Consider the following 26,017-nt stretch of genomic DNA (forward strand, 5'->3'; position numbering starts at 1 on the left):
CGAACCCGAGTCCTTCCGAGCGTCACCCGAAGCCACGAGGTGACCATGACCCAGGGTTGGCCCAGTTCGATGGGTTCCTTCGACTCCTTCGACGATATCTTCAACCGATTCTTCGGATCCGGAATGTCCCGCCAGCCGCCGGTGCAGCGCATCGACCTGAGCCGTTTGCTGAGCGAGAGCGCCAAACAGGTCGTGGACTCCGCCCGGCAGGCCGCCCACGACTGGGGCAGCGCCGAGATCACCCCCGAGCACCTGCTCTACGCGGCCGCCGCCATCGAGCCGTCCCAGAGCATCATCGCCGAAATCGGCAGGGACCCCGAACAACTGCGCAAGCAGATGCGGACCGCCGCGGGCAGTGGCGTCGGCGCGCACGGCCAGGACCACGCCCTGGCCCTGAGCCCCGGCGCCAAGCTGGCCCTGCGCAATTCGCAGCGCAGCGCCGCCGAAGCGGGCAGCAGCTACATCGGGCCCGAGCACATTCTGCTCGGCATCGCGGGCGTGCACGACAGCCCCGCCGCCCAGGCCCTCTCGGGCGCGAAGATGCCCGCCGCCCAGACCGCCAAGGAGCCCTCCGACACCCCGACCCTCGACGAGTACGGCCGCGACCTTACCGCGGAGGCCCGGGCCGGCCAGGTCGATCCGGTGGTCGGCCGCGCCGAGGAGATCGAGCAGACCGTGGAGATCCTGTCGCGGCGGCGCAAGAACAATCCGGTCCTCATCGGTGATCCGGGCGTCGGCAAGACCGCGATCGTGGAGGGTCTGGCCCAGCGCATCGTCAATGGCGACGTGCCCGCCACCCTGACCGATCGCCGCGTCATCGCGCTGGACGTGAGCTCGATGGTGGCGGGCAGCAAGTATCGCGGCGAATTCGAGGAGCGGCTCACCAAGGTGCTCGACGAGGTGCGCGCGCACTCCGACGAACTGGTGGTCTTCATCGACGAGCTGCACACCATCGTGGGCGCGGGCGCCGGTGGCGAGGGCTCCATGGACGCGGGCAATATGCTCAAGCCCGCCCTGGCCCGCGGCGAACTGCACGCCATCGGCGCCACCACCATCGACGAGTACCGCAAGTACATCGAGAAGGACGCGGCCCTGGAGCGTCGCTTCCAGCCGGTCATGGTGTCCGAGCCGTCGGTGGCCGACACCATCGAGATCCTGCGCGGGCTCTCCGATGTGTACGAGGAGCACCACCAGGTGCGCTACCTGGACGAGGCGCTGATCGCGGCGGCCGAGCTGTCCGACCGCTACATCACCGACCGCTTCATGCCGGACAAGGCCATCGACCTGGTGGACCAGGCGGGCGCGCGGGTTCGATTGCGTACGCGCACACCGGATCCCAAGGTGCGTGAGCTGGAAGACAAACTGGCGCACCTGAATCGGGAGAAGGACGCGGCGGTCGCCGGCGAGGACTACGAGCGGGCCAACAGGATCAAGGCCGAGATCTCGAAGCTGGAGAAGAAGACCGCCGACGAGGTGGACCGCACCGAGATCCCGACGGTCGAGATCACCGATATCGCCGAGGTGGTGTCGCGGCAGACCGGCATCCCGGTCGCCGACCTCACCACCGAGGAACGCGCGAAACTGCTGAAGCTGGAACAGGATCTGCACCGGCGGGTGGTCGGCCAGGACGAGGCCATCGTCGCGGTGGCCGAGGCGGTGCGCCGCGCCCGCGCCGGGCTCAAGGACCCCAACCGGCCCATCGGCTCGTTCCTGTTCCTGGGCCCCACCGGCGTCGGCAAGACCGAACTCGCGAAAGCCCTGGCGGAGGCCGTCTTCGGTGACGAAGATCGGCTCATTCGCTTCGATATGAGCGAGTTCCAGGAGAAGCACACCGTCTCGCGGCTGGTGGGCACGCCGCCCGGATACGTGGGCTACGACGACGCCGCCCAGCTCACCGACAAGGTGCGCCGGCAGCCGTACTCGGTGATCCTGTTCGACGAGGTCGAGAAGGCCCATCCGGACGTGTTCAATGTGCTGCTGCAGCTGCTCGACGACGGCCGGGTCACCGACGCCAAGGGCCGCACGGTGGATTTCAAGAACACCATCGTGATTCTCACCAGCAATATCGGCTCCGATCTGATCCTGTCCGCGAAGGACGGCGACCTGGACTCGATCACGCCGCAGCTCGAGGAGCGGCTGCACAGGCAGTTCCGGCCCGAGTTCCTCAACCGGCTCGACGAGCAGATCATCTTCCACCGGCTCGACAGGTCGCAGCTGCGCAATATCGTCGGCCTGGTGCTCGACGGCACCAAGCGGCGGCTGCATGCCCAGGACATCGGCCTGGATGTCTCGGACCGGGCCATGGACTGGCTGGCGGAGAACGGATATCAGCCCGAGTTCGGTGCCCGGCCACTGCGCCGGACCGTGCAGAAGCAGCTGGACAACGCGCTGTCGAAGAAGCTGCTCGAGGGCGCGCTGGCGCCCGGCGACACGGTGCGCATCGATGCCGACGGCAACGGTCTGCAGATCGAGGCGATCCATCACACCGGTGGGAAGAAGACCGACGCCGAGATCACCGAGGAATCGGTCATGACCGTCGGCAAGGGCGGCAAGGTCAAGTCCGACAAGCCGGATGCCAAGCACCGCGGAAATGGCCACGGCAAGCACAGCACGAAGGCGTCGGGCGGCAAGGCGTCCCCGACCGAGCACTGAGCACTGACGCACACGAAATACGCCGCGCTGGAATCGATCCCGCGCGGCGCATTTCGTTCGTGGAGGGCTCACGTAGCCGGGCATGCGCGTCCACATCGAACATGGTCACGGCCAAACTCTGGGCGTAGTCGGGTGCGCCCGACCACTGCTGTCGATCTGCCTGCTCGCCCGGGGGCGGGTGCATGTCAGTTTTGAATATGCGTTAACTTCTGGTCATGGACCTTGATCGCGATGCCGCGCCGCTGCCTCTGGGCGACCTCGTCGCCGACGGGCCCTTCCCGCCGCATCACCCCGGCTGCTTCGGCTGCGGCCCCGCCAATCCGGCGTCCCCGCAGATCGCCTTCGGACGTCGGGGCGACACCGTGTGCGGCACCTTCACACTGGACGAGCGGCATCAGGGCGCGCCCGGCGTGGCGCACGGCGGCATCGTCGCCGCGGCCCTGGACGACGCCTGCGGCGCGATCCTGGTCCCACTGCGCCAGCCCGCCGTCACCGTCAAACTCGACGTCACCTTCTGTGCCCCCGCCCGCCTGCACCGCGATTTCGTGGTCACCGCCGTGCTCGCCGGACGTGAGGGCCGCAAACTCTTCATCGACACCACACTGACCGATGGCGACACCGTGATCGCCACCGGGCGGGCGATTTTCGTCGAGGTCGCACCCGAGCACTTCCTGAGCCTCGGTGCGACCCTCGGGGAGATGCCCACCATCGGGCTGTGACTCGGCGCAACTGCGAACTCCAGGTACTCCCGGGCGACCAGGCCCGCGAGCGCGCCGTCGTCCGGGGAGCCGAGTGCCGGAACCCAGGCATCGGCTCGGTCGGCGTTCCTACTGGTGGAAATGATTCCGGCACGGGGCTTTTCGGGAAATGAATACGACTCCGGCGCCGCGCGGGAATTACTCGTGCGGCGCCGGAATGCTCGGGCCGATCGTCAGCCGACGGCGATCATGCGGGCCGCGTTGGCCGACTCGTCGTCCTTCTCCTCGTTGGCCGCCAGTTCGGCGTGTACGCGGTCGAAGTAGCGGTTGATCTCGGCATTGCTGCGCTCGTCGTCCCAGCCCAGGTGCGGGGCGATGAGGCGGGCGATCTCCGGCGCCGCCCGCAGGCCGCGGTCGGGCACCTCGATCGAGATGCGGGTGCGGCGGGTGAGCAGGTCGTCCAGGTGCAGCGCGCCCTCGTGGGTGGCGGCGTAGACGGCCTCGGCGGCCAGGTAGTCTTCGGCGCCCGGAATCGGTTGGCCCAGTTCGGGAGTCGCGCCGATCAGGTCGAAGATCTCCGCGGTCAGCGAGCCGTAGCGGCCGAGTAGATGCGCCACGGTCTCGACCGGCAGCCCGGCCCGCGCCGCCACATCGGCGATGGTGTCGACCATGTCCTGGTAGCCGACCGCGCCCAGGATGGGCAGGTTCGCGGTCACCGACGGCGCGACATCGCTGCCGAGGCGCTCGGCGGCGGCGTCCACCACATCGGCGGCCATCACCCGGTAGGTGGTGTACTTGCCGCCCGCGATGACGAACAGGCCCGGGGCCGGTTCGGCCACCGCGTGCTCGCGCGACAGCTTGGAGGTCTCCTTCGACGCGCCGGTCATGAGCGGCCGCAAGCCCGCGTAGGTGCCGACGATGTCGGCGCGCGTGAGCGGTTCGCGCAGTAGCGAATTGACGTGGTCGAGGATGTACTGCACATCCGCGGCGGTAGCGGTCGGGTGGTTCTTGTCCAGCGACCAGTCGGTGTCGGTGGTGCCGATGATCCAGTGCTCGGCCCACGGGATGACGAACAGCACGGACTTCTCGGTCTTCATGGCGATGCCGGTGTCCAGGTCCAGCTTCTCGCGCGGGACCATGATGTGCACGCCCTTGGACATGCGCACGTGGAACGGGAAGTCCACGCCGGTCATCTTGATCATGTCGTCGGTCCACACCCCGGTCGCCGAGATCACGGTCCTGGCCCGGATGCTGTGCTCCAGACCTGTTTCCAGATCCATGACCTTCGCGCCCACGACCTGCTCGCCATCGCGCAGCAGCCCGGTGACCCGGGTGCGGGTCAGCACGGTCGCGCCGTGCTGGGCCGCGGTGCGGGCGATCATCATGGTATACCGGGCGTCGTCGACCTGCGCGTCGTAGTAGCGGATGGCGCCGGTCATGGCGTCTTCCCGGAGCGCCGGCGCCAATTCCAGTGCGCCGGAACGACTCAGGTGCCGGTGCATGGGCACCGAGCGCGCGCCGCCCATGGTGTCGTAGAGGGCGATGCCGGCGCCGATGTAGAAGCGCTCGTAGTGCTTCTGCAGCGGGAACAGGAACGACACCGGGTGCACCAGGTGCGGGGCCAGCTTGTTCAGCAGCAGGCCGCGCTCCTTCAAAGCCTCACGGACCAGCGCGAAGTCGTACTGTTCCAGGTAGCGCAGGCCGCCGTGGATGAGCTTGGAGGACCGGCTGGAAGTACCGGCGGCGAAGTCGCGCGCCTCGACCAGGGTGACGGACAGACCGCGAGAGGCGGCGTCGAGGGCGGCGCCCGCTCCGGTCACTCCACCACCGATCACGAGAACGTCGATTTCGGTGTCGCCGAGCGAATCAATCGCCCGGGCGCGGTAGGCGGGATCCAGTTGTGCGGACACGAAATACTCCTTGTTATCGGTGTTTCGATGCTGGTGGGGCACCGGTCAGTCCTCGTCGTCGAGGTCGACCCAGTCGAGGGTGCGCGAGACGGCCTTGGCCCAGCGCGCATAGCCGCGCCGTCGCTGCTCCTCGGTCATGGTGGGATGCCAGTTCTTGTCCTCGCGCCAGTTGGCCACGAGTTCGTCTGTGCTACGCCAGAATCCGACCGCGAGACCGGCCGCGTAGGCGGCGCCGAGCGCGGTGGTCTCGGCGACCACCGGCCGGGAGACCGGCACGCCGAGGAAGTCGGCCTGGATCTGCATGGCGAGTTCATTGGTGGTGACGCCGCCGTCGACGCGCAGGGTGTCGAGCCGCACCCCGGAGTCCTGCTGCATGGCCTCGACCACGTCGCGGGTCTGGTAGCAGATGGATTCCAGTGTGGCCCTGGCGATGTGGGCGTTGTTGCTGAAGCGGGACAGGCCCACGATCACGCCGCGGGCATCCGGGCGCCAGTAGGGTGCGAACAGCCCGGAGAAGGCGGGCACGAAGTAGACGCCGCCATTGTCGGGCACCTGACCGGCGAGGGCCTCAACCCTTTCCGCGCCGGAGATGATGCCCAGCTGGTCGCGCAGCCACTGCACGGCCGAGCCGGTGACGGCGATCGAGCCCTCCAGCGCGTACACCGGCTTGTCGTCGCCGAACTGATAGGCGACCGTGGTCAGCAGGCCGTGCTCGGAGTGCACGATCTCGGTGCCGGTGTTCAGCATCAGGAAATTCCCTGTGCCGTAGGTGTTCTTGGCCTCGCCGGGCCGGAAGCAGACCTGGCCGACCGTGGCGGCCTGCTGGTCGCCGAGCACGCCCGCGATCCGCACCGCGCCTTTGAAAGGGCCGCTGGGGTAGGTGGTGCCGAAGCCCTCGGGATTCGACGAGGGCGCGATGCGCGGCAGCATGGCGCGCGGCACCCCGAACACGGCGAGCAATTCGTCGTCCCAGTCCAGGGTTTCGAGGTCCATGAGCATGGTGCGCGACGCATTGGTCGGGTCGGTGACGTGCACACCGCCGTGGGCGCCGCCGGTGAGGTTCCAGATGATCCAGCTGTCGGAGGTGCCGAAGAGGGCGTCGCCGTTCTCCGCGTCCGCCCGCACGCCGGGGACATTGTCGAGGATCCACTTCAGCTTGCCGCCGGAGAAGTACGGCGCGGGCGGCAGTCCGGCGCGTTCGCGAATGAGATCGCCGTGGCCGGCCTTCTCCACCTCGCCCACGATGCGGTCGGTGCGGGTGTCCTGCCAGACGATGGCGTTGTAGTAGGGGCGTCCGGTGTGGCGGTTCCACACGATGGTGGTCTCGCGCTGATTGGTGACGCCGACGGCGGCCAGGTCGCTCGCGGTGAGACCGGCTCCGGCCAGGGCGCTCTTGATGACGGTGCGGGTGCGCTCCCAGATCTCGTCCGGGTTGTGCTCCACCCAGCCGGCCTGCGGGAGAATCTGCTCGTGTTCGAGTTGATGGCGGGCAACCACATTGCCGCCGTGGTCGAACACCATGAATCGCGTGGAGGTCGTGCCTTGATCGATGGCTCCGACGTACTGCGTCATCACGGTCCTTCCGGGAAGCTCGTCATTGAGTCCGTTTGCCCTGGTGAGGCCGATACCGGCCGACCGAGCTCCACGTTACGAAGTGGAACGTGCTTATGGCAGAGGACGCGTTCGACAATGCCGAACGGTTAGCTGATAGGTTACGGGCATGCCGGGTCCAATTCAGTCGATCGAGCGCGCCGCGGCCATGCTGCGGCTACTCGCGCGCGGGTCCGGGCGCATGGGAGTGGGGGAGATCGCCGCGGCGCTGGGGCTGGCCAAGCCGACCGCGCACGGCATTCTGCGGACGCTGCAAGGGGTGGGATTCGTCGATCAGGATCCCGTGACGGGCAAGTATCTGCTGAGTCCGGCACTGCAGGACCTCGGGTCCGGGCACCTGGACGCCAATGAACTGCGCTCCCGCGCCATCAACCGCGCCGACGCGCTGGCCGCGCGCAGTGGGGAATCGGTGCGGATCGCCGCGCCGGTGGACGGGCGAGTGGTGGTGATCCACCACGTCTTCCGGCCCGACAATACCGAGCAGGAACTGGCAGTCGGAGAGGAATTGCCTTCGCATGCAACGGCTCTGGGCAAGGTGCTGCTGGCCTACGACGGGGAGCTCGCCGACGCGGCGCGCGACGGCCGGCTGCCCGCGATCACGCACCGCACTCTCACCGATCCGGCGGAGTTGCGGCGGGCGATCTCCGAGGTGCGGCGCACCGGCTGGGCGGGGGATATCGGCGAATACCGTTCCGGTGAGGCGAGCGTCGCCGCGCCGATTCGCTCCCGGGGTGGTTTGGTGGTCGGTGCCATCGGCATCACCGGGCCGGTCGACCGGCTCTGCGACGGGCAGCTGCGGTTCCGGTCCGCGCCCATCGCCCAGGTGCGCGACGCCGCCGCCGCGGTGTCCCGAGATCTCGGTGGCGCGCAATGACCTTCCCGGACAGGAGCAGGCTCGGATGACGCAACGCTATGTGCTCGCAATCGACCAGGGCACCACCTCCACCCGGGCCATCCTCTTCGATCAGCGGGCGCGGCTGACCGGGGTGGCGCAGCGCGAGCACCGGCAGCACTATCCGCGGCCGGGGTGGATGGAGCAGGACGCGCTCGAGGTCTGGCGCAATGTGGAGCGCATCGTGCCCGCGGCACTGCGGGATTCGGGGATCACCCTGGAACAGGTGGCCGCGGTGGGGATCGCCAATCAGCGCGAGACCACGGTGGTGTGGGACCGGCACACCGGGACGCCGATCGGGCGGGCCATCGTGTGGCAGGACGTGCGCACCGAGGATCTCGTCGAGCGGCTGCGGAAATCGCCCGGGGCGGAACGGATTCGGGAGCTGTGCGGCCTGCCGCTGGCCACCTACTTCGCCGCGCCGCGGCTGCGGTGGCTGCTGGATCGCACGCCGGGACTGCGGGAGCGGGCCGAACGCGGCGACGTGCTGTTCGGGACCATGGAGACCTGGCTCATCTGGAACCTCACCGGGGGAGCCGATCACGGGGTGCACGTCACCGATGTCTCCAATGCCGGCCGGACGCTCCTGATGAACCTGTCCACCCTGGAATGGGATCGAGAACTGTTGCGGTTCTTCGATATTCCCAAGGCCATGCTGCCCGGGATCCAGCCCTCGACCGGCGAATTCGGCACGGCGCGGCGCGTGCTGCCGGGGGTGCGGATCGCGGCGGCGCTGGGTGATCAGCACGCGGCGCTGTTCGGACAGACCTGTTTCGCGCCCGGCGAGACCGAATGCACCTACGGCACCGGCGGATTCCTGCTCATGAACACCGGGCGGGAGCTGGTGCGGTCCGAGCACGGACTGCTCACCACCATCGGGTACCAGGTGGGGCCGGAACCGGTGTACGCGCTGGAGGGGCCGATCGCGGTGACCGGCTCGCTGGTGCAGTGGCTGCGGGACAACATCGGGCTCATCGCCAGTGCGCCGGAGATCGAAACCCTCGCGGGCACAGTCGAAGACAATGGCGGCTGCTATCTGGTGCCCGCCTTCTCGGGGCTGTACGCGCCGCACTGGCGCAGTGACGCGCGCGGGCTGCTCATCGGGCTCACCTCGTACATCACCAAGGGGCACATCGCCCGTGCCGTGCTCGAGGCCACGGCCTGGCAGACGCGCGACGTGGTGGAGGCCATGAATGCCGACTCGGGACTGCAGGCCGGGGCGCTGCGGGTGGCGGGCGGGATGACCTCTGACAACCTGCTCATGCAGATCATCGCCGATGTGCTCGACATACCGGTCATGCGTCCGATCGTGGCGGAGACGGTGTCGCTGGGCGCGGCCTACGCGGCGGGCCTGGCGGTCGGTTACTGGCCGGATCTCGAGGGCCTGCGCCACAATTGGCGCGTCGCGGCGCAGTGGCTGCCGCGTATGGACGCGGACCTGCGCGCCGAGGAGTACGACAACTGGAAGCGGGCCGTGCAGCTTACCTTCGGCTGGCTGCGGCCCAACGAGCCGGTGTCCGGACGACGCCGAAGTCGTTGACCTAACGTGGCAGGTATGCGGCTCTACGTCGGTTGCGCAATGTGGACACACCCGGACTGGCAGGAGAAGCCGCTACCGCCGGCAGAACGCCTGCGCACGTACTCCTCCTGGTGCAATGCGGTGGAGGGCAACACCACCTTCTACGCGGTCCCGCAGCGGCGCACCGTCGAATCCTGGGCCCGCCAAACCGATCCCGACTTCCGCTTCGTGATCAAACTGCCCCGCACCATCACCCACGACCGCCGCCTCACCGGCATCGACGACGAGATGGCGGCGTTCCTGGACGCCATCGAACCGCTGGGCCGCCGCCTGCACTCGCTGTGGGTGCAGCTGCCCGCCTCTTTCACCAATCTGCCCGCTCTCGCCGAGCTGCTCGACGGCCTGCCGTCGCACTACCGCTGCGCCGTCGAGGTGCGCCACCCCGCCTTCTTCGAAAACCCGCGCGCCACGGCCCAACTCGAACAGGTGCTGACGGCCGCGGGTGCGGAGTGGATTCCGTTCGACACGACCGTCCTGTTCGACGGCCCGCCCGTCAGCCCGGCCGAGTACGAGGCTCGCTCCAAGAAGCCCAACAACCCGCGCCGCACCCGCGCCCTCACCGGATACCCCATCGTGCGCTATCACGGCCGCGACGACGTCGCCACCACCGTCGCCGGCTGGCAGCCCTGGATCGACGCCACCGTCGCCTGGCTGCGCGAAGGCCGCTCCCCGACCGTGTTCATCCACACGCCCGACAATGCCTCGGCCCGCACGCTCGCCCGCCGCTTCCATGCCGAGGTCCGTGCCCGCCTCCCCGACCTGGAACCCCTGCCGGACCCCCTCCCCACCGACCCCATGACCCTGTTCTGACCGGACCCGCGGACCGTTCGGCGCGGGCCGAAGGATGGCGGCGGGACACTGGACCCATGGAACCGATCAGAGACGGCGATGTGGACATCTCCGGAGCCGCCCGCCTCCTGGCCGACCCGGCCCGGGCCCGCATGCTCACCGTTCTGGCCGACGGCCGCGCCCAGCCGGCCGGCGAACTGGCCCGGGCGGCGGGCGTGACGGCCGCGACGGCCAGCGAGCACCTGGGCAAGCTGGTCGATCAGGGCTGGCTGGCCGTCGAGAAGGCGGGCCGTCACCGCTACTACCGCATCGCACTCCCCGAGGTGGTCCAGGTCCTGGAATCCATGGCCCTGATCTCGCCGGTCCAACCGGTCCGTTCGCTACGTGGCGCTCGTGCCAACCGCGACCTGAAGCTCGCCCGCACCTGCTACGACCATCTCGCCGGAGCCGTCGGGGTAGCGATCTTCGACGCCCTGCACGACGCCGACCTGTTGAACGTGATCGGCGGGCACTGGACCGCCACCGACCACACCCACCCCCTTCTCGACGAATTGGCCATCACCCCAACCGATCTCCGCCATTTCGGCCGCCGCCCACCGGTCAAGGTCTGCCTCGACTGGTCCGAACGCCGCTACCACCTGGCCGGTGGCCTCGGCGCACTGATGCTGCGCCGCATGCTCGACAAAGACTGGTGCGCCCCCGGAACCACCGCCCGCGCAATGGCATTCACCCCCGCCGGCTGGGCAGCACTCGACCGCACAGCCGGCATCGACAAGACCGCCATCAGCTCCGGCTTCGCCGGAACCGCCACCCCAGCCCCCGCGAAGGTCGTTCCACGCGGCGCCTGAAAGACCGGGCCGCGCACCTCCCGCACGAACAGCGGCGGGCACGCCATCTCCGGGTCGATCGACGCCGGGATGGTTCGGTCCGGGCCGAAGTTGTTGGGGGCCAGGGTGGAAGGCATGACCCGAACACTGGAACAGGCGCGGACCGGAAGTGGTGGGCCGGCGCTGGCGGCGATTTCCGCCGGGTATTTCGTTGTCATTCTCGATGCCACGATCGTGAACATCGCGCTGGATCGGATGGCGGTCGGGCTGCATACGACGGTGACGGGGCTGGAGTGGGTGGTCGACGGGTATACCGTCACCGTCGCGGCGCTGCTCATGCTGGGTGGCGGGCTGGCGGATCGGTTCGGGGCTCGGCGCTGCTTCCAGGCGGGGCTGGGGTTCTTCGCAGTGGCCTCGGTGGGGTGTGCGGTGGCGCCGGAGGTCGGGCTGCTGGTGGCAGCCCGGGTCGTGCAGGGAATCGGTGCGGCGCTGCTGATTCCAGCCTCGCTGGCCTTGATCCGGTTCACGTATCCGGATGCGGCGGAGAGAGCGAGGGCCACCGGGATCTGGGGTGCGATCGGGTCGACGGCGGCCAGTTGCGGGCCGGTGCTGGGCGGCGTGCTTTCCGAAACCCTGGGCTGGCCCGCGATTTTCGCCATCAACGTGCCGGTGTGCGCGGTGACGGCGGTGCTGGTCCACCGGGCGGCACCGTCTGTACCCGGTGTGGCGCAGCGGATTCCGGTGCCGGGGCACGTCGCGGCCGTCGTCGGGATGGCGGGAGTCACCGCCTTCGTGATTCTCGGCGGTGCCCGTCCCATACGTCCGGAGCTGCTCACGGTCGCGGTTGTGGCGGCGTCGGCCGGGCTGCTGCTGGGATCTGTGGCGGCACGCTCGGGTAAAGGGCTGCTGCCCGAAGGGCTTCGTCGCGAACGTGGTTTCACCGGCGGCGCGATGATCGGCCTGGCGCAGAACTTCGGCTTCTACGGCGAGCTCTTCGTGGTCGGTCTGTACCTGCAACGGCACCTGGGCTATTCGCCCGCGCTGGCCGGTGCGGCACTGCTGCCTGAGATGGCCGTCGGCATTCTGGCGTCCGCTCTGGGCGGCCGGCACGCCGCGCGCCGCGGTCCCCGCGCGGTCATCGTCACCGGCCTGACCATCGGCGCGACGGGGCTGACCGGCCTTGCGTGCATCAGTGCCCGGACGCCCTATCCGGTGGTCGCGATCCCCTTGCTGCTCATCGGTTTCGGTATGGCCTACACCATGCCCGCCGCCACCAATGTCACCGTGTCGGCTGCGGGCCCCACGCACGCGGGGCTGGCCGCCGCCGCGTTCAATGCCGCCCGGCAGCTGGGTTCGGCGCTCGGTGTCGCGGTCCTGGGCGCGCTGATTCCGATCGCCCCCGGTGCGCTCGCCATCCCGCTGGCGATCGCCGCCGCGGTCTACCTCGCCGCCGCCATCCTGGCCCGGGCGCTCCTCCCGGCGCGGGGTCGTCCGTGAATGCGGCAGGGTCGTCCCTGAAGGTGGACGCGGCACACGGTGGGGCGGGCCGGGCCCGCCCCACCGTGTGCCACCGGATGATTCAGCCCACGAGGACCGGGGGCTTGCTGGAGCGCTGGGCTTCGCGGGCGAGCGCGCGGTCGCGCTGCTCCTCGAAGCGGACCACGTCCTTGCGGAGCTTGTCGAGGAATTCGCCGAGCTCGTTGCGGCGCCGGTCGCCGGCGGGGCCGAAGTCGGTGCGCTCGAAGATGTTCCACTTCTTGAGGTTGGGGATCAGCACCTCGTCGAGGTGCTGGCGCAGATCGTAGATGCCGTGCTTGGCCATCAGCACGCCGTTGCGGCGGAAGTTGGGCATGCCCAGGCCGGGCATCTGGAAGCCCACCACGACATTGGTGATGGCGTCCATGGCCTGGTCGGGCGAGAGGTCCAGGGCCGCGGCGCACATATTGCGGTAGAAGAGCATGTGCAGGTTCTCGTCCGCGGCGATCCGCTGCAGCATGCGGTCCGCGATGGGGTCGTCGCACACTCTGCCGGTATTGCGGTGGGACACCCGGGTCGCCAATTCCTGGAATGTCACATAAGCGACAGAATGCATGAATCCGGCATCGGCGTGAATGTACTCGGTATCCGAGTACTTCCTGATCAGATGCGCGGGGTTGTACCCGTCGGTCATGTGAATCATTCGCGCCTGCTCCAGCGCCACCGGATCCACACCCCGGGTGACGACCAGATAGTCGCGCATCACGATGCCGTGCCGGTTCTCCTCGGCCGTCCAGCGGCCCACCCAGGTACCCCAAGCCCCGTCCTGGGAGAAATTCTCGGCGATTTCCCGGTGATAGCTGGGCAGATTGTCCTCAGTGAGAAGATTGGTCACCATGGCCGCCTTGGCGACCTCGCTGAGCTTCGACTGCTCCGGTTCCCAGTCCACACCCGCCATAGCTGCGAAGTTGCGACCGAGATCCCAAGGCACGTAGTCGTGCGGGTTCCAGTCCTTGGCCATCGATAGGTGACGGTTCACGTTCTGCTCGGCAATCGGTTCCAGCTCGATGAGCAGCTCCAACTGCGTGAGACTCCTGGCCACGATCCTGTGCCCTCCCTCGAAATGGCTCGGCGCTGGGGGAATGATGTTAGGAGAGAAACGCTGGAGATCCGGCGACCGCCGCCGCGGCGAGAGGGGATCCGTGGGGTCGAAAAGGGATGCCCGCGTGTCGCGTAATGAGACCGATCGGCTCCGCCTCGGATAATCTAGCTCAGTTCGCCGAATATTGGCTTCATACCCCGCCGATGCGTTCACGGCCGGGCTCGCTCACTAGTTCTAAACCAGTCATTGACAGCCATGCGGATCGCACGCTGGTTCGCCGAAGCATTGCTACGGAGAGTGAACATGCAGACGCCCCACCGCCGGCAGTACCCCAGTGTCGTGGTCACCGCGCTCGCGGCGACCACCTCGATCGCGGGCGACGTCGACTCGACGTGGAAGGGACTACTCAACGGGGAGAGCGGGATCGACGTTCTCGAGGACAGCTTCCTCGACGATTTCGGCTTACCGGTCCGCATCGGTGGTCACCTCAAGGTCTCGCCCGCCGGCCTGGTCACCAATGCCGAGGCCCGGCGCCTGTCCTACGTCGAGCAGATGGCGGTGGTGCTGGGTCGTGAGGTGTGGGCCAATGCCGGCAGCCCCGAGGTGGACCACGATCGCCTCGGCGTCTCCATCGGCACCGGTCTCGGCGGCGCGGAGATGCTCATGTCCGCCCGCGACAAGCTGGTCAACGGCGGCTACCGCAAGGTGGTGCCGAACACCGTGCAGGCCGTGATGCCCAATGGCGCGGCCGCCTGCGTCGGGGTCGAGCTGGGCGCGAGGGCCGGTGTGTGCACTCCCGTTTCGGCTTGTTCGTCCGGTTCGGAGGCGATCTCCAATGCCTGGCGCATGGTCGTCATGGGCGATGCCGACATGGTGGTCACCGGCGGCGTGGAGGGTTCCATCCAGGCACTGCCCATCGCCGGGTTCTCCATGATGCGCGCCCTGAGCACCCGCAACCACGACCCCAAAGGCGCCTCGCGGCCGTTCGACATGGACCGCGACGGTTTCGTTTTCGGTGAGGCGGGCGCGCTCATGGTCATCGAGACCGAGGAGCACGCCAAGGCCCGCGGCGCCACCATCCACGCCCGCATCATGGGCGCGGGCGTCACCTCCGACGGCTTCCACCTGGTCGCCCCCGACCCCGAGGGCACCGGCGCGGCGCGTGCCATGTCCCGCGCCATGGAGTACGCGGGCCTGTCCAAATCCGATGTCACGCATATCAATGCGCACGCCACCGCCACGCCGATCGGCGATACCGCGGAGGCGAACGCCATCAAGCAAGCCGTCGGCAATCACCCCGCGGTGTACGCGCCGAAATCCGCCCTCGGGCATTCCATCGGCGCGGTCGGTGCGCTGGAGTCGATCATCACCGTCCTCAGCGTGCGGGACGGAATCATCCCCGCCACACTGAATTTGGAGAATCAGGACCCCGAGATCGACCTGGATGTGGTGAAAGGCCAGGCCCGGCCGGGTCGCTACGACTACGCCCTGAACAACTCCTTCGGTTTCGGCGGGCACAACGTGGCCATCGCTTTCGGCCGGTACTGATCGCCCCGGCCGCACGCGGTACCTCCATCGGCCGTAGGCAGTGACGTGGGATTCCGGCACCTGCTAGAGTTCCCCAGCCCCCAGCTACATTCGGGCTTTCGTGTCGATCTTTGTTCGGTGTCACTGCACAGTTCTGACGACTGTGAGTTGAAAAAGGATAGGGAATGATCGGCGAGACCATCGATGACTATCTGGACGAGCACGGCAACATCAAGATCCCTGACAACCAGACCATGGTCGACCTGCTCGACAAGCACGCCGCGGCCAACGGGGACGAGCTCGCCTACCGCTATATCGACTATTCACGCGAACGCGACGGCGAGTACCACGACATCACGTGGAATCGCTTCGGCCTCCGGCTGCGCGCCGTAGCCGCCCGACTACAGCAGGTCACGCAGCCGGGCGACCGGGTCGCCATCCTGGCGCCGCAGGGACTCGACTACATCGTGGCCATGTACGCCGCGGTGTACGCGGGCAATATCGCGGTACCGCTGTTCGATCCGGACGAGCAGGGGCACACCGACCGGCTGTACGCCGTGCTCGAGAACTGCAGGCCCGCGGCCGTCCTGACGGTCGGTGCGGCCGCCTCCGGGGTGCGCGAGATCTTCAAACACCTACCCGCGCCGCAGCGTCCGCGCATCGTGGCGGTCGAGGCGATCCCGGACGGCGTGGGGGAGAGCTGGGTACGGCCGCACGTGCAGATGGACGATGTGGCCTACCTGCAATACACCTCCGGCTCCACCCGCACCCCGGCCGGCGTGGAGATCACGCACCGGGCGGTCGGCACCAACCTGCTGCAGATGATCGATGCCATCGGCATCACCGAGAAGGCCCGCGGCGTCACCTGGCTGCCGCTGTTCCACGACATGGGGCTGCTGACGGTCATCCTGCCCACCATCGGCGGCAAGTACATCACCATCATGTCGCCCAGCGCCTTCGTGCGCCGGCCCTACCGCTGGATCAAGGAGCTGGCCGCCCAGGAGGACGGCGCCGAGATCTTCGCCGCCGCACCGAATTTCGCCTTCGAGCACGCCGCGGCCCGCGGATTGCCCAAGGCCGGTGAGGAATTGGACCTGTCCAATGTCATCGGACTGATCAATGGCAGCGAGCCGGTGTCGCTGACCTCGATGCAGAAGTTCAACGACGCCTTCGCCCCGTACGGCCTGCCCAAGACCGCCATCAAACCCTGCTACGGCATGGCCGAGGCCACACTGTTCGTCTCCGCCACCAAGCGCGAGGACGAGGCCCGCACGGTCTGGGTGGACCGTACCCGGCTCAATGCCGGGCAGATGGTCGAGGTCGACGAGCACGCGGAAAACGCTGTGGCCCAGGTGTCCTGCGGCTACGTGGCGAAGTCCCAGTGGGCGGCCATCGTGGACCCGGACACCGGCGCGGAGAAGGCCGAGGGCGAGGTCGGCGAGATCTGGTTGCACGGTGCGAACATCGGCCGCGGCTACTGGGGCCGTCCGGAGGAGAGCCTTGCCACGTTCCACAACAGGCTCACCTCCCGGCAGCCCGCGAGCCGCGCGGAAGGTGCGGCGGCGGACGGGAACTGGATGCGCACCGGCGACTTCGGCGCGTACTACGACGGCGAGCTCTTCATCACCGGCCGCGTCAAGGACCTGGTGATCGTGGACGGCCGCAACCACTATCCGCAGGATCTGGAGTACTCCGCCCAGGGGGCCAGCACCGCCCTGCGCCCGGGTTTCGTGGCGGCCTTCTCGGTCGCGGGGGATCAGCTCCCGGCCGAGGTGGTCGCGGTCGACACCGGCGCGCCCGCCTCCGCCTCCGAGCAACTGGTCATCGTGGCCGAACGCGGTACCGGCGCGGCCAAGCTCGACCCGGAGCCGATCACCGAGATCGTGCGGGCGGCCATCGCCAAGCGCCACGGCGTCACCGTGCGGGACCTGCTGCTGGTTCCCGCGGGCTCGATTCCGCGCACCTCCAGCGGCAAGATCGCCCGCCGCGCCTGCAAGGCGGCCTACCTGGAGGGCACCCTCCGCGGCGGCCACCGCCAGCAGGCGTTCCCGGACGAGACCGACTGACCGGGTTTCCTCGGCGAGTGGCACACCTCCGGGAGACCCCGGAGGTGTGCCACTCGGCGTTTCGGGTCGAGGGGATGCGTCAGTTGTCGAGCTGTACCGAGGTGAGCTGCTCGGCGGGGTGGGCAGCATGCGCGGCCAGGGTGCGGGCGGCGGCATTCAGGCGGGCGCGGGCATCCGCATCGGCAACCAGGCCATCCGGTCCGATACCGCTCTGGAGCACGGTGATGCGGCCGCAGGCCGCCTCGACCAACTCGGCTCCGACGTAGCCGAGCACGGTGCGCAGGGTGGCCACAGCGGCCTCACCGCGGCCCTCGTAGGCGACGTTCACGTAGGCGACCGGCTTGTCGCTGAGATCGGCATTGCCGACCGTCCACTCGAGCAGGTTCTTCAGGCTGCCGGGGATCATGCCCGCGTATTCCGGGGTGCAGAACAGCACCGCGTCGACCGCGGCGAGCTGCCGGTGCAGGGCCTCGACCACGGGGGGCTCGGGCTCGTCACCGGGGATGAAAGCGGGCAGGTCGAGCAGGCCCTGGTACCGAACGGCCTCGAAGTCGGACCCGGCGTCGGCGGCGATCGAGCGCAGCGCGGCGGTGTTCGTCGAGCCCTCGCGAGTGCTGCCCGAAATCAACAGGATGCGGGGAATAGTCACAACTGCGCCAACATGGCTGGGGCCGGGAGTATTTCGAGGTCACGGGGTCGTTGACTCCTATGCGCCGTCCCACCGAATGGGAGTTGTTGTGACAAGAGGTGTCGCTATCTCTCATAGTGGGTATGGTTCCGTTCGACCGAACTGTCCGGGACAGCTGACGCCGCCCCCTCAGGTCCGGTTGTGCGACAACTGCATAACGCGAGTGTGTGCAAGAAGGGCAGGCAACGATGACTGCGAACACCAACCGCCTCGACGAGGCGGCGGTCGGTGCCGGATATCCCGGTGCGTTCGAACCCGGCAGGCTGCTGGCCGCCGAACCGATGACCGCACGGATGCTGCCCGGGGTTCCGCTGCCTGCTCGCGCCTGGCGCATCAAGTACACATCGACCACCGCCACCGGGGCTCCGACGCAGGTCAGCGGCACCGTGCTGGTGCCGAACACGCCGTGGCGCGGACCCGGCCCGCGCCCGCTGGTCGGGTACGCCGTCGGCACGCAGGGCCTGGCGAGCACGGTCGCCGCCGCGTCCTGGCAGCTGCGGTTCGGGCTGGAGTACGAATCGGTCTTCCTCCGCGCCGCCCTGCGCCGCGGCTGGGCGCTCGCCATCACCGACTATCCGGGCCTGGGCACTCCGGGTCTGCACCCGTACGTCATGGGCCGCGCCCTGGGCCCGGCTGTCCTGGACAGCATGCGCGCCGCGCGCCGGCTGCCCGAGGCGGACCTGGATCCCGATGGCCCGCTGGGCGTCTACGGCTACTCCGAGGGCGGCAATGCCGCGGGCTGGGCGCTGCAGTTGCAGCCCGACTATGCCCCTGACCTGCCGCTCGCCGGCGGCGTGGTCGGCTCGGCGCCGGCCGACATGGTCGACATGGTGAAGTTCCTGGACGGCACGCCCTACGCCTTCCTGCTCTTCTACGGTGTGCTCGGCATCGAGGCCGCCTATCCGGAACTGAATGTGCTGCAGCACCTCAAGCCGCAGGGCCGCGCCCTGGCCGCGCTGTTCCGACACACCCATGTCGCCGCCGCGGCCGTGCTGGGGATCGGTGCGGGTCTGGTCGTGCCCACGAAGGTCTCGACCTTCTGCCACCGGCCCCCGTTCGACGTGCCCGAGGTCAAGGCCCGGCTGCTGGAGAACCGGCTGGGCGGAATCGCGCCCGCCACACCGGTTCTGGTGGCCGGCGGCACCAGCGAGCAGGTCATCCCGTATCCGCAGGCCGTGCGCCTCGCGGAGGAGTGGGAGGCGCTGGGTGCGGACGTCACCATGCACACCATGCGGGGACGTGAACACATCGGCGGCGCGATGGCCTTCGCGGGACCTGCCATGCGGTTCCTCTCCGAGCGTTTCACCGAGGAGGCCGACGCTCCGGTGCTGCTCCGCGGGGCGTAATCATCGGGAAAAGGCCGGGATCCACCGACGGATCCCGGCCTTTTACCGCGAATCTCAGCCCGCGACACCCCAATGCAGGACGCGCGAGGTGAACAGCACCAGCCCGAGTGAGACCACCGCGACGGTCACCAGGCCGACCACGGCGACCACCAGCGGCCGCCAGCCCGTCCTGGCCAGCTCCCGAAGATTGGTATTGAGCCCGACGCCCGCGAAGGTGAGCAGGAAGGCCCAGCGGGACACATTGGCCAGGTTGGTGACCTGCTGCTTGCTCAGCCAGTGGAAGGTCGCCACCGCGGACACGGCCAGGAAGCCCAGCACGAACTTCGGGAACTTGGACCACACGAACACCGCCTTCGCCCGCAGCCCGGGCGCGATCGCGTCGGCCTCGCCGCGCGCCGCCCAGTAGGCCGCGAAGCCCAGCACCACGAAACCGATGAGGGCATTGCGGGTGGACTTCACCAGTACCGCGATCTTGCCCGCCTCATCGGAGAACAGATAGCCGGTGGCGGTGGTCTCGGCGGTGTTGTCCACGGCCAGGCCCGCCCACAGCCCGAACTCGTGATCGCTGAGCCCGATGGCGTGCCCGAGCGGCGGCAGCGCGAACAGCGCGACCGCGCCCAGCGCGAGAATGGCCGCGATGGCGTAGCCGACATCGGAATTGCGGGCCCGGATCGCGCCCTTGCCCGCGATGATGGCCGACACCCCGCAGATGGCGGTGCCGATGGCCAGCAGCGATCCGAGCTTGCCGGACAGACCCAGCCGGCGCGCCACCGCCAGGATGATCGCGCCCGACACGGTCATGTCGACCAGGATCTGAATGAAACTGGTACCGCCCAGCTTCGCGACATCGCCGAGCACGAAGCGCGAGCCGAGCGCCACGATGCCGATCTTGAGCCAGAACTCGTAGGTGCCGACACCCGGCCGGAAGATCGGGTGCAGGCCAACGGTATTGGTGATGAGCAGGCCGATCAGGATGGCCCACAGCACGTATTCGATATCGGGGACGGTCCAGTGCTGATGCTTGGCGGCGGCGTTCCACCAGATCTGCGCGTACTTGCCGAGCACGCCGACCGCGATGAGCAGCAGGATGCCCGGGACGTAGCCGAGCAGGCGGGCAACGGTGAGCGGACCCAAGGGCTCGTCGAAGTCGGTTGCCCCGGAGCCGGTTTCGGCGTTCTTCCCGAGATTCACGGCGATGTCACTCACGGCGTCACCACGGAATCTTCGGCAGCACGTCGAATACGGCGAGCACGGTCACCACGCCCGACACGATCAGCGACCACCAGTCGGCACCCAGACGTCCGAGGGCGTCGGGCCACGACGGCCGGGCGGCGGATGTCTCCGGCGCGGGATTGGGACTGTTCACCAGGGGCCTCCAGGTCGAAAAAGCGCAGTACAGCAGGTCTGCACTATGGGGTGCCCGGAGGATTTCGGACAGCGTTGGAATCGGCCTGATTCCAGCTCGGTCGTGCTGTTTCCGCTCAGTCGCGGCGGTGCGCGCGCCGATGGGCGGCCGGTGTGGTGCCGGTCCAGCGTTTGAACGCGTGGATGAACGGGGTGGCCTCGGTGTACCCGAGCCGAATGGCGATGTCGTCCACCGACAGTGGCGTCAGCATCTCCTCGGCCAGGGTGCGGCGCACCTCGTCGAGCAGCGCGCGGTAGGAGGTGCCGGCCGCCTCGAGATGGCGGCGCAGATTATGGCCGAAAGTGTTGATTTTGTGGCCGTCGCTCTTTCATGACGGGATACGTGCAGGTCGTAGCGTCGGACTCGAGCACATCGAGGTGAGGAGAGGGACGCATGACCACCAGGCTGTCGATCGTCATCATCGGCACCGGCTTCGGCGGCCTCGGCATGCCGGGCGCATCACCAACAACTGGCCGGGCACCGTCACCGGATACCGCCGCGCGACCCGTCGCCTGAACCCCGCCGACTACCGGCTCACCCCGGTCGCCCACGCAGAATCCCAGGAGTAGCAATGCGATTCGACTACGACGTCCTCGTCATCGGTTCCGGCTTCGGCGGCAGCGTGAGCGCCTTGCGGCTGATCGAGAAGGGGTACCGCGTCGGCGTGCTGGAGGCCGGCCGCCGCTTCGAGGACCACGAGTTCGCGAAGACCTCGTGGCGGCTGCGGCAGTACCTGTGGGCGCCGGCCCTGGGCTGCTTCGGAATTCAGCGGCTGGCGCTGCTGAACGACACCTTCGTGATGGCGGGGGCGGGTGTCGGCGGCGGCTCGCTGGTCTATGCCAACACCCTCTACGAGCCGCCGGACAAGTTCTACGCGGACCGGCAGTGGGGTCACATCACCGACTGGAAGGACGAGCTCGCCCCACACTACGACCAGGCCAAGCGCATGCTGGGCGTCACGGCCAATCCGGCGACCACCCCGGCGGATCGCGTGCTGCGAGGCGTGGCCGAGGGGATGGGAATCGGCGACACCTACCAGCCCACCCCGGTCGGCGTCTTCTTCGGCGGACCCGGCCGCCGCCCCGGCGAGGACGTGCCGGACCCGTTCTTCGGCGGCGCCGGGCCGGACCGGCGCACCTGCACCCACTGCGGTGAATGCATGACGGGCTGCCGGCACAATGCCAAGAACACGCTGGTCAAGAACTATCTGTATCTGGCCGAAAAGGCCGGCGCCGCAGTGCATCCGCTCACCACGGTCACCGATGTGCGACCGCTGAGCGGCGGCGGCTACGCGGTGGAGACCGTCCGTACCGGGCGCGTGGTCCGCAAGCAGCGTCGCGAATTCACCGCCGAGCACGTGATCTTCGCCGCCGCCTCGCTCGGGACCCAGCGGCTGTTGCACCGGCTGCGGGACAGGGGCTCGCTCACCGGGATCTCCGACCGGCTCGGCTATCTGTCACGCACCAATTCCGAGGAATTGCTCGGCGTGCGCAGCCGTGACGAGCACGCGGATTACACCAAGGGCGTGGCGATCACGTCCTCGATCCACCCCGACCACGACACCCATGTGGAGCCGGTGCGCTATGGCAAGGGCAGCAATGCTTTCGGCGTGATGAGCACTCTGATGGTCGACGACGAGGGCGACACCCCGCGCTGGCGGCTCTGGTTGCGAGCGGCCGGCCGTCGGCCACGTGACGCGGTCCGGGTGCACAATTCGCGGCATTGGTCCGAGTGCACCATCGGTCTGCTGGTCATGCAGTCGGTGGACAACTCCATCACCACCTACACCAAGCGTGGGCTGTTCGGCCGCCGCATGACCACCAAACAGGGTGAGGGCCAGCCCAATCCGACCTGGGTCCCCGCCGGGCACGAGGTCGCCCGCCGGGTGGCGGACGCCATCGACGGCATCCCCATCGGCGCCAGCTCCAGCATTCTGAAGATCCCCATGACCGGACATTTCCTGGGCGGCTGCGCCATCGGCGACTCGCCCGCCACCGGCGTCGTCGATGCCTACCACCGGCTCTACGGTCACCCGGACCTGCACGTCATCGACGGCTCCACCATCTCGGCCAACCTCGGCGTCAACCCGTCGCTCACCATCACCGCACAGGCCGAACGCGCACTCTCGTTGTGGCCCAACAAGGGTGAGCCCGACCCCCGCCCGGAGGTGGGTGCGGCCTATCGCCGTCTACCCCCGATTCCGCCCCGCAACCCGGTCGTCCCGCCCACCGCCCCGGCTGCCCTGCGGCTCCCACTGGTCGGCTGCAACGAAGGTGTGAAGACACACGGGGACAACTGATCCCCCGACTCCGGATCGCATGGCCTCATCGGGAAAGTCGTCGAGCGTCGACGGGAAAAGGGCGGGCGCGGGTGCGCCCGCCCTTTCGCGGCGTCGGAGCGGGTGCGGTCAGAGCGCCAGCAGGCGGGCCTTGGCCTCGTCGTATTCGCGGATGAGGCGTTCGACCAGGTCGGCCGCCGGGCGCACGGCGTCGACCGCGCCGATGCCCTGGCCCGAGCCCCAGATGTCCTTCCACGGCTTGGCTCCGGGCGTGGTGGAGTCGGATTCACCGGTGCCGAAATCCATGGCGGACGGGTCGGACTGGCCCAGGTTGTCGGGGTCCATGCCGGCGGCGGTGATGCTGCCGCGCAGGTAGTTGCCGTGGACGCCGGTGAAGAGGTTGGAGTAGACGATATCGCCCGCGCCGGAGTCGACGATCATCTGCTTGTACCCGGGCACCGCATTGGCCTCGTCGGTGGCGATGAAGGCCGAGCCGATGTAGGCCAGGTCCGCGCCCGAGGCCTGGGCGGCCAGGATGGAGCGGCCGTGCGCGATGGACCCCGACAGCAGCAGCGGGCCGTCGAACCAGGACCGGATCTCCTGGGTCAGCGCGAAGGGGGACTGGGGCCCGGCGTGCCCGCCCGCGCCCGCCGCCACCGCGATCAGGCCGTCGGCGCCGCGTTCGACGGCCTTGTGCGCGAACACATTGTTGATGATGTCGTGCAGCACGATGCCGCCGTAGGAGTGCACGGCCTCATTGACATCGGGCCGCGCGCCCAGCGAGGTGATGACGATCGGCACCCGGTGCTCGACGACCGTGGCCAGGTCCTCCTCCAGCCGGTCATTGCTCTTGTGCACGATCAGGTTGACCGCGTACGGCGCCGCCGGCTGCTCCGGATTGTCGGCGTCGTGCTTGGCGAGCTCCTCGTTGATCCGCACCAGCCACTCCTTGAAGAGCGACTGCGGCCGCGCGTTCAGCGACGGGAACGAACCCACGATGCCCGCCTTGGACTGGGCGATCACCAGCTCGGGCCCGGACACGATGAACATGGGGGAGGCGACCGCGGGCAGGCGCAGGCGCTCGGACAGGATGGGCGGCAGGCTCATTGACCAGTTCCTTCATCAAGGGGTTACCCGGCGTAGGTTACCGCCGGTAAGAAGTTCAGGCCGCGCGGGTTTCGGCCAGCCGATCGTGGCGGGCGTAACTGCGGTCCGGATTGTTCACGAGGGCGGCCCGCCGCATCATGCGCTCGGTGGCGCGGCGGCCCAGCCGCTCGCTCAGCCGGGTCGCGCCCGGAATGACCCGGCGCGGCACCTCCAGCACGCCGTTGACGACCGCCGTGGCCAGCACCGTCGCCAGGAAGACGCGGCTGTAGGGCATCTCCAGGAAGTCGGAGTTGGTCTTACCCAGCAGGATTCGGCTGTAGGAGACCGAGTACATCGTGAACGCCCAGCGCAGTGCCCGGGAACGCAGGCCGGGCCCGTCGAACCCATAGATCGGGCCGAGCGCGGACACCAGCGCTTTGGACAACCGCCGCGAGTCCTCGTCGGGCAGGAATTCGTAGTCGGCCTGCAGCCACAGCAGCCGCCAGGTGTCGGTCTCGTCGGCCGGCAGGATCTCGGGATCGAGCCCGATGAGGTGGCCGACATACCGCCACAGGTGGTAGACGGCCGCCTTCTCCTTCTTCGAGAACCGCAGCCCGACGGCATTGCACCCGGCAATCGTGGCCAGCGAGAACAACATCAGCGTGCCCGCGGTCAGGGACTGGTTGAGCGGCTGATCCCACTGCTCGTAATCCCAGTCCGGCCGCCGGTTCATGCCCGCCCGCACCTGCGCGTGCATGATGCGCACCCGCACGGTGTTCTTGAATCCCGGCGCGAACCGCTCCAGTCCGCCCGGCGCGGTCACGTCGATCCACCAGGTCGCGGTCTCGACGACCCGGCGGGGCGCCATGGTCTCGGCCGACAGCCCGCCGGTGCCGACCAGCACCTTGCCCGCCCGCGAGGCGAGGTAGCCGCCATTGAGCGAGAACATGGACAGTGCCAGGTTGGTCGCCCACGGCCCGACCCGGCCGCTGACCCGCGCGGCCCGGTCCATCTTGTCCCGGTCGAGCCAGAACGGCACCGAATCGATGTGCGCGAAAAAGGCTTTCAGCTCGGCGGGCGCGTCCGGCACCGCGTCGATGCCGCGCTCCAGGGCCGTCTCGAACATGGCCCGGCCCTGCCCGGTCGGCAGTCGCCGGAACATCTCGACCACGGCGTCGGCCAGCGGGTCGCCCATCTTGGTGAACTTGCGGTAGGCGGCCTGCTGCTCGGGGGTCGGACGGATATCTCCGGGGGCGAGGACCTTGACCCCGATATTGAACGGGAACTCCCGGAAGATCACCGGATCGGGCAATTCGGAACGCGTCATTGCGTGCCTCCTGGGTGCGTTCAGATTCTGGTGAAGGATGTCACCAGAACTTTGGTGATAGTCTTCACCAAACTTTGCGGCATGGCAACAGGCAGGGCGGAACCGTGGACATACCCCGTGGCCGATACGCCGGTCTCAGCGCTGATGAGCGCCGGAACCAGCGGCGCGAGCGGCTGCGCGAAGTCGCGCTGGAGGTGATCGCCGAGGAGGGTATCGGCGGGTTGAAGGTGCGGGCGCTGTGCGCCCGCGCCGGGCTCAATGATCGCTACTTCTACGAGACCTACAGCCACACTGACCGGCTGCTGTACGAACTGGTCGACGAGCAGCTGGCCGAGGTCGTCGCCGCGGTCATGGGCGTCATCGCCGCCGCGCCCGCCGACACCCGGATCCGCCTGCGGGCCGTGATCGAGGCCGGCGTCACCGCCATCGCCGATCATCCCGCCCGCCGCCGGCTGGCCATCGATATGCAGACCACCGACGAATTGCGCCGCCGCCGTACCGAACTCATCGATGTGGTCGCCCAGGTCATGCTCGATCAGGGGCGCGAACTGCTCGGCGCCGCCGCCGTCACCGGAGTGCACGCCGAGCTCGCCGCCCGCACGGTCGCCCACGGCGGCCTGGAGATCCTCATCGAATGGCTGCGCGACGAGCTGGACATCGACCGTGCCCAGCTCATCGACTTCCTGGTGGCCATGATCCTGACCGCGTCCGAGATCACGGCCACCGTGCAACGCGAAATGGCTTCTAACTGAGTCCCT

General features: G+C 68.6%; 21 protein-coding genes and 1 pseudogene. 13 read left to right on the forward strand and 9 right to left on the reverse strand.

What is annotated here, in order from left to right; all coding sequences use genetic code 11:
- The first annotated feature begins 45 nt into the window (after positions 1-45).
- Positions 46-2,652 carry an ATP-dependent Clp protease ATP-binding subunit gene (locus ACWEKS_RS26135; RefSeq protein ID WP_452342503.1) on the forward strand — a complete coding sequence of 869 codons (2,607 nt, stop codon included), beginning with the start codon at positions 46-48 and terminating at the stop codon, positions 2,650-2,652.
- Between the two features lie 215 nt (positions 2,653-2,867).
- Positions 2,868-3,371, forward strand: a complete 504-nt coding sequence (locus ACWEKS_RS26140) for a PaaI family thioesterase (RefSeq protein ID WP_452342504.1) — start codon at positions 2,868-2,870, stop codon at positions 3,369-3,371.
- Positions 3,372-3,583: 212 nt separating this feature from the next.
- On the opposite strand, the gene glpD is transcribed toward ACWEKS_RS26140, so the two are convergent.
- Complete coding sequence (glpD, locus tag ACWEKS_RS26145) at positions 3,584-5,260, reverse strand: glycerol-3-phosphate dehydrogenase (protein WP_452342505.1); 1,677 nt, start codon at positions 5,258-5,260, stop codon at positions 3,584-3,586.
- A 45-nt stretch (positions 5,261-5,305) separates the two neighbouring features.
- Complete coding sequence (gene glpK, locus ACWEKS_RS26150) at positions 5,306-6,832, reverse strand: glycerol kinase GlpK (protein ID WP_452342506.1); 1,527 nt, start codon at positions 6,830-6,832, stop codon at positions 5,306-5,308.
- Positions 6,833-6,980: 148 nt separating this feature from the next.
- Between glpK (ACWEKS_RS26150) and ACWEKS_RS26155 the strand changes: the two genes are divergently transcribed.
- The 5 genes from ACWEKS_RS26155 to ACWEKS_RS26175 all read left to right on the forward strand — a co-directional run bounded on the left by ACWEKS_RS26155 (position 6,981) and on the right by ACWEKS_RS26175 (position 12,455).
- The gene (locus ACWEKS_RS26155) at positions 6,981-7,745 is read left to right on the forward strand and encodes an IclR family transcriptional regulator (protein ID WP_452342507.1); all 765 of its coding nucleotides are present in this window, start codon (positions 6,981-6,983) and stop codon (positions 7,743-7,745) included.
- Between the two features lie 25 nt (positions 7,746-7,770).
- A complete protein-coding gene (glpK, locus tag ACWEKS_RS26160) occupies positions 7,771-9,303 on the forward strand; it encodes a glycerol kinase GlpK (RefSeq protein ID WP_452342508.1) in 1,533 nt (510 codons plus the stop codon).
- Between the two features lie 15 nt (positions 9,304-9,318).
- Positions 9,319-10,152 carry a DUF72 domain-containing protein gene (locus ACWEKS_RS26165; protein WP_452342509.1) on the forward strand — a complete coding sequence of 278 codons (834 nt, stop codon included), beginning with the start codon at positions 9,319-9,321 and terminating at the stop codon, positions 10,150-10,152.
- Positions 10,153-10,208: 56 nt separating this feature from the next.
- Entirely contained in the window at positions 10,209-10,979 is a 771-nt protein-coding gene (locus ACWEKS_RS26170; protein WP_452342510.1) for an ArsR/SmtB family transcription factor, read from the forward strand.
- A 114-nt stretch (positions 10,980-11,093) separates the two neighbouring features.
- A complete protein-coding gene (locus ACWEKS_RS26175; RefSeq protein WP_452342511.1) occupies positions 11,094-12,455 on the forward strand; it encodes an MFS transporter in 1,362 nt (453 codons plus the stop codon).
- Between the two features lie 82 nt (positions 12,456-12,537).
- On the opposite strand, the gene ACWEKS_RS26180 is transcribed toward ACWEKS_RS26175, so the two are convergent.
- Positions 12,538-13,536 carry an acyl-ACP desaturase gene (locus ACWEKS_RS26180; RefSeq protein ID WP_452342512.1) on the reverse strand — a complete coding sequence of 333 codons (999 nt, stop codon included), beginning with the start codon at positions 13,534-13,536 and terminating at the stop codon, positions 12,538-12,540.
- Between the two features lie 303 nt (positions 13,537-13,839).
- On the opposite strand from ACWEKS_RS26180, the gene ACWEKS_RS26185 reads away from it, so the two are divergent.
- Positions 13,840-15,084: a KasA/KasB family beta-ketoacyl-ACP synthase gene (locus tag ACWEKS_RS26185; protein ID WP_452342513.1), complete on the forward strand. Its 1,245-nt coding sequence runs from the start codon at positions 13,840-13,842 to the stop codon at positions 15,082-15,084.
- 167 nt (positions 15,085-15,251) lie between these two features.
- Entirely contained in the window at positions 15,252-17,129 is a 1,878-nt protein-coding gene (fadD32, locus tag ACWEKS_RS26190; RefSeq protein ID WP_452342558.1) for a long-chain-fatty-acid--AMP ligase FadD32, read from the forward strand.
- A gap of 79 nt (positions 17,130-17,208) precedes the next feature.
- Here the strand turns inward: fadD32 and ACWEKS_RS26195 are convergent, their stop codons facing one another.
- Positions 17,209-17,778 (reverse strand): NADPH-dependent FMN reductase, encoded by a 570-nt coding sequence (locus ACWEKS_RS26195; protein WP_452342514.1) that lies wholly within the window; start codon positions 17,776-17,778, stop codon positions 17,209-17,211.
- A gap of 227 nt (positions 17,779-18,005) precedes the next feature.
- On the opposite strand from ACWEKS_RS26195, the gene ACWEKS_RS26200 reads away from it, so the two are divergent.
- Positions 18,006-19,163 (forward strand): lipase family protein, encoded by a 1,158-nt coding sequence (locus ACWEKS_RS26200; protein WP_452342515.1) that lies wholly within the window; start codon positions 18,006-18,008, stop codon positions 19,161-19,163.
- Positions 19,164-19,217: 54 nt separating this feature from the next.
- Here ACWEKS_RS26200 and ACWEKS_RS26205 read toward each other — a convergent pair.
- From ACWEKS_RS26205 to ACWEKS_RS26215, 3 genes and pseudogenes are all read right to left on the reverse strand, one after another.
- Positions 19,218-20,279: pseudogene (locus ACWEKS_RS26205) on the reverse strand (YeiH family protein); the annotation flags it as partial.
- 94 nt (positions 20,280-20,373) lie between these two features.
- On the reverse strand, positions 20,374-20,529 hold the full coding sequence (locus tag ACWEKS_RS26210; protein ID WP_452342516.1) for a hypothetical protein: 156 nt from the start codon (positions 20,527-20,529) through the stop codon (positions 20,374-20,376).
- Positions 20,530-20,644: 115 nt separating this feature from the next.
- The gene (locus tag ACWEKS_RS26215; RefSeq protein ID WP_452342559.1) at positions 20,645-20,878 is read right to left on the reverse strand and encodes a helix-turn-helix domain-containing protein; all 234 of its coding nucleotides are present in this window, start codon (positions 20,876-20,878) and stop codon (positions 20,645-20,647) included.
- Positions 20,879-20,961: 83 nt separating this feature from the next.
- Here ACWEKS_RS26215 and ACWEKS_RS26220 point away from each other — a divergent pair, with 83 nt between their 5' ends.
- Both ACWEKS_RS26220 and ACWEKS_RS26225 read left to right on the forward strand, forming a co-directional pair.
- Positions 20,962-21,084 carry a hypothetical protein gene (locus ACWEKS_RS26220; RefSeq protein WP_452342517.1) on the forward strand — a complete coding sequence of 41 codons (123 nt, stop codon included), beginning with the start codon at positions 20,962-20,964 and terminating at the stop codon, positions 21,082-21,084.
- Positions 21,085-21,139: 55 nt separating this feature from the next.
- A complete protein-coding gene (locus tag ACWEKS_RS26225) occupies positions 21,140-22,867 on the forward strand; it encodes a GMC oxidoreductase (RefSeq protein ID WP_452342518.1) in 1,728 nt (575 codons plus the stop codon).
- Positions 22,868-22,975: 108 nt separating this feature from the next.
- Here ACWEKS_RS26225 and ACWEKS_RS26230 read toward each other — a convergent pair whose 3' ends face one another.
- Together ACWEKS_RS26230 and ACWEKS_RS26235 are read right to left on the reverse strand one after the other, a co-directional pair.
- Positions 22,976-23,953 (reverse strand): NAD(P)H-dependent flavin oxidoreductase, encoded by a 978-nt coding sequence (locus ACWEKS_RS26230; protein ID WP_452342519.1) that lies wholly within the window; start codon positions 23,951-23,953, stop codon positions 22,976-22,978.
- A gap of 55 nt (positions 23,954-24,008) precedes the next feature.
- On the reverse strand, positions 24,009-25,259 hold the full coding sequence (locus ACWEKS_RS26235) for an oxygenase MpaB family protein (RefSeq protein WP_452342520.1): 1,251 nt from the start codon (positions 25,257-25,259) through the stop codon (positions 24,009-24,011).
- 104 nt (positions 25,260-25,363) lie between these two features.
- Here ACWEKS_RS26235 and ACWEKS_RS26240 point away from each other — a divergent pair, with 104 nt between their 5' ends.
- The gene (locus ACWEKS_RS26240) at positions 25,364-26,011 is read left to right on the forward strand and encodes a TetR/AcrR family transcriptional regulator (protein ID WP_452342521.1); all 648 of its coding nucleotides are present in this window, start codon (positions 25,364-25,366) and stop codon (positions 26,009-26,011) included.
- The last annotated feature ends 6 nt before the right edge of the window (positions 26,012-26,017 follow it).

This window comes from Nocardia sp. NPDC004711, assembly GCF_053601595.1.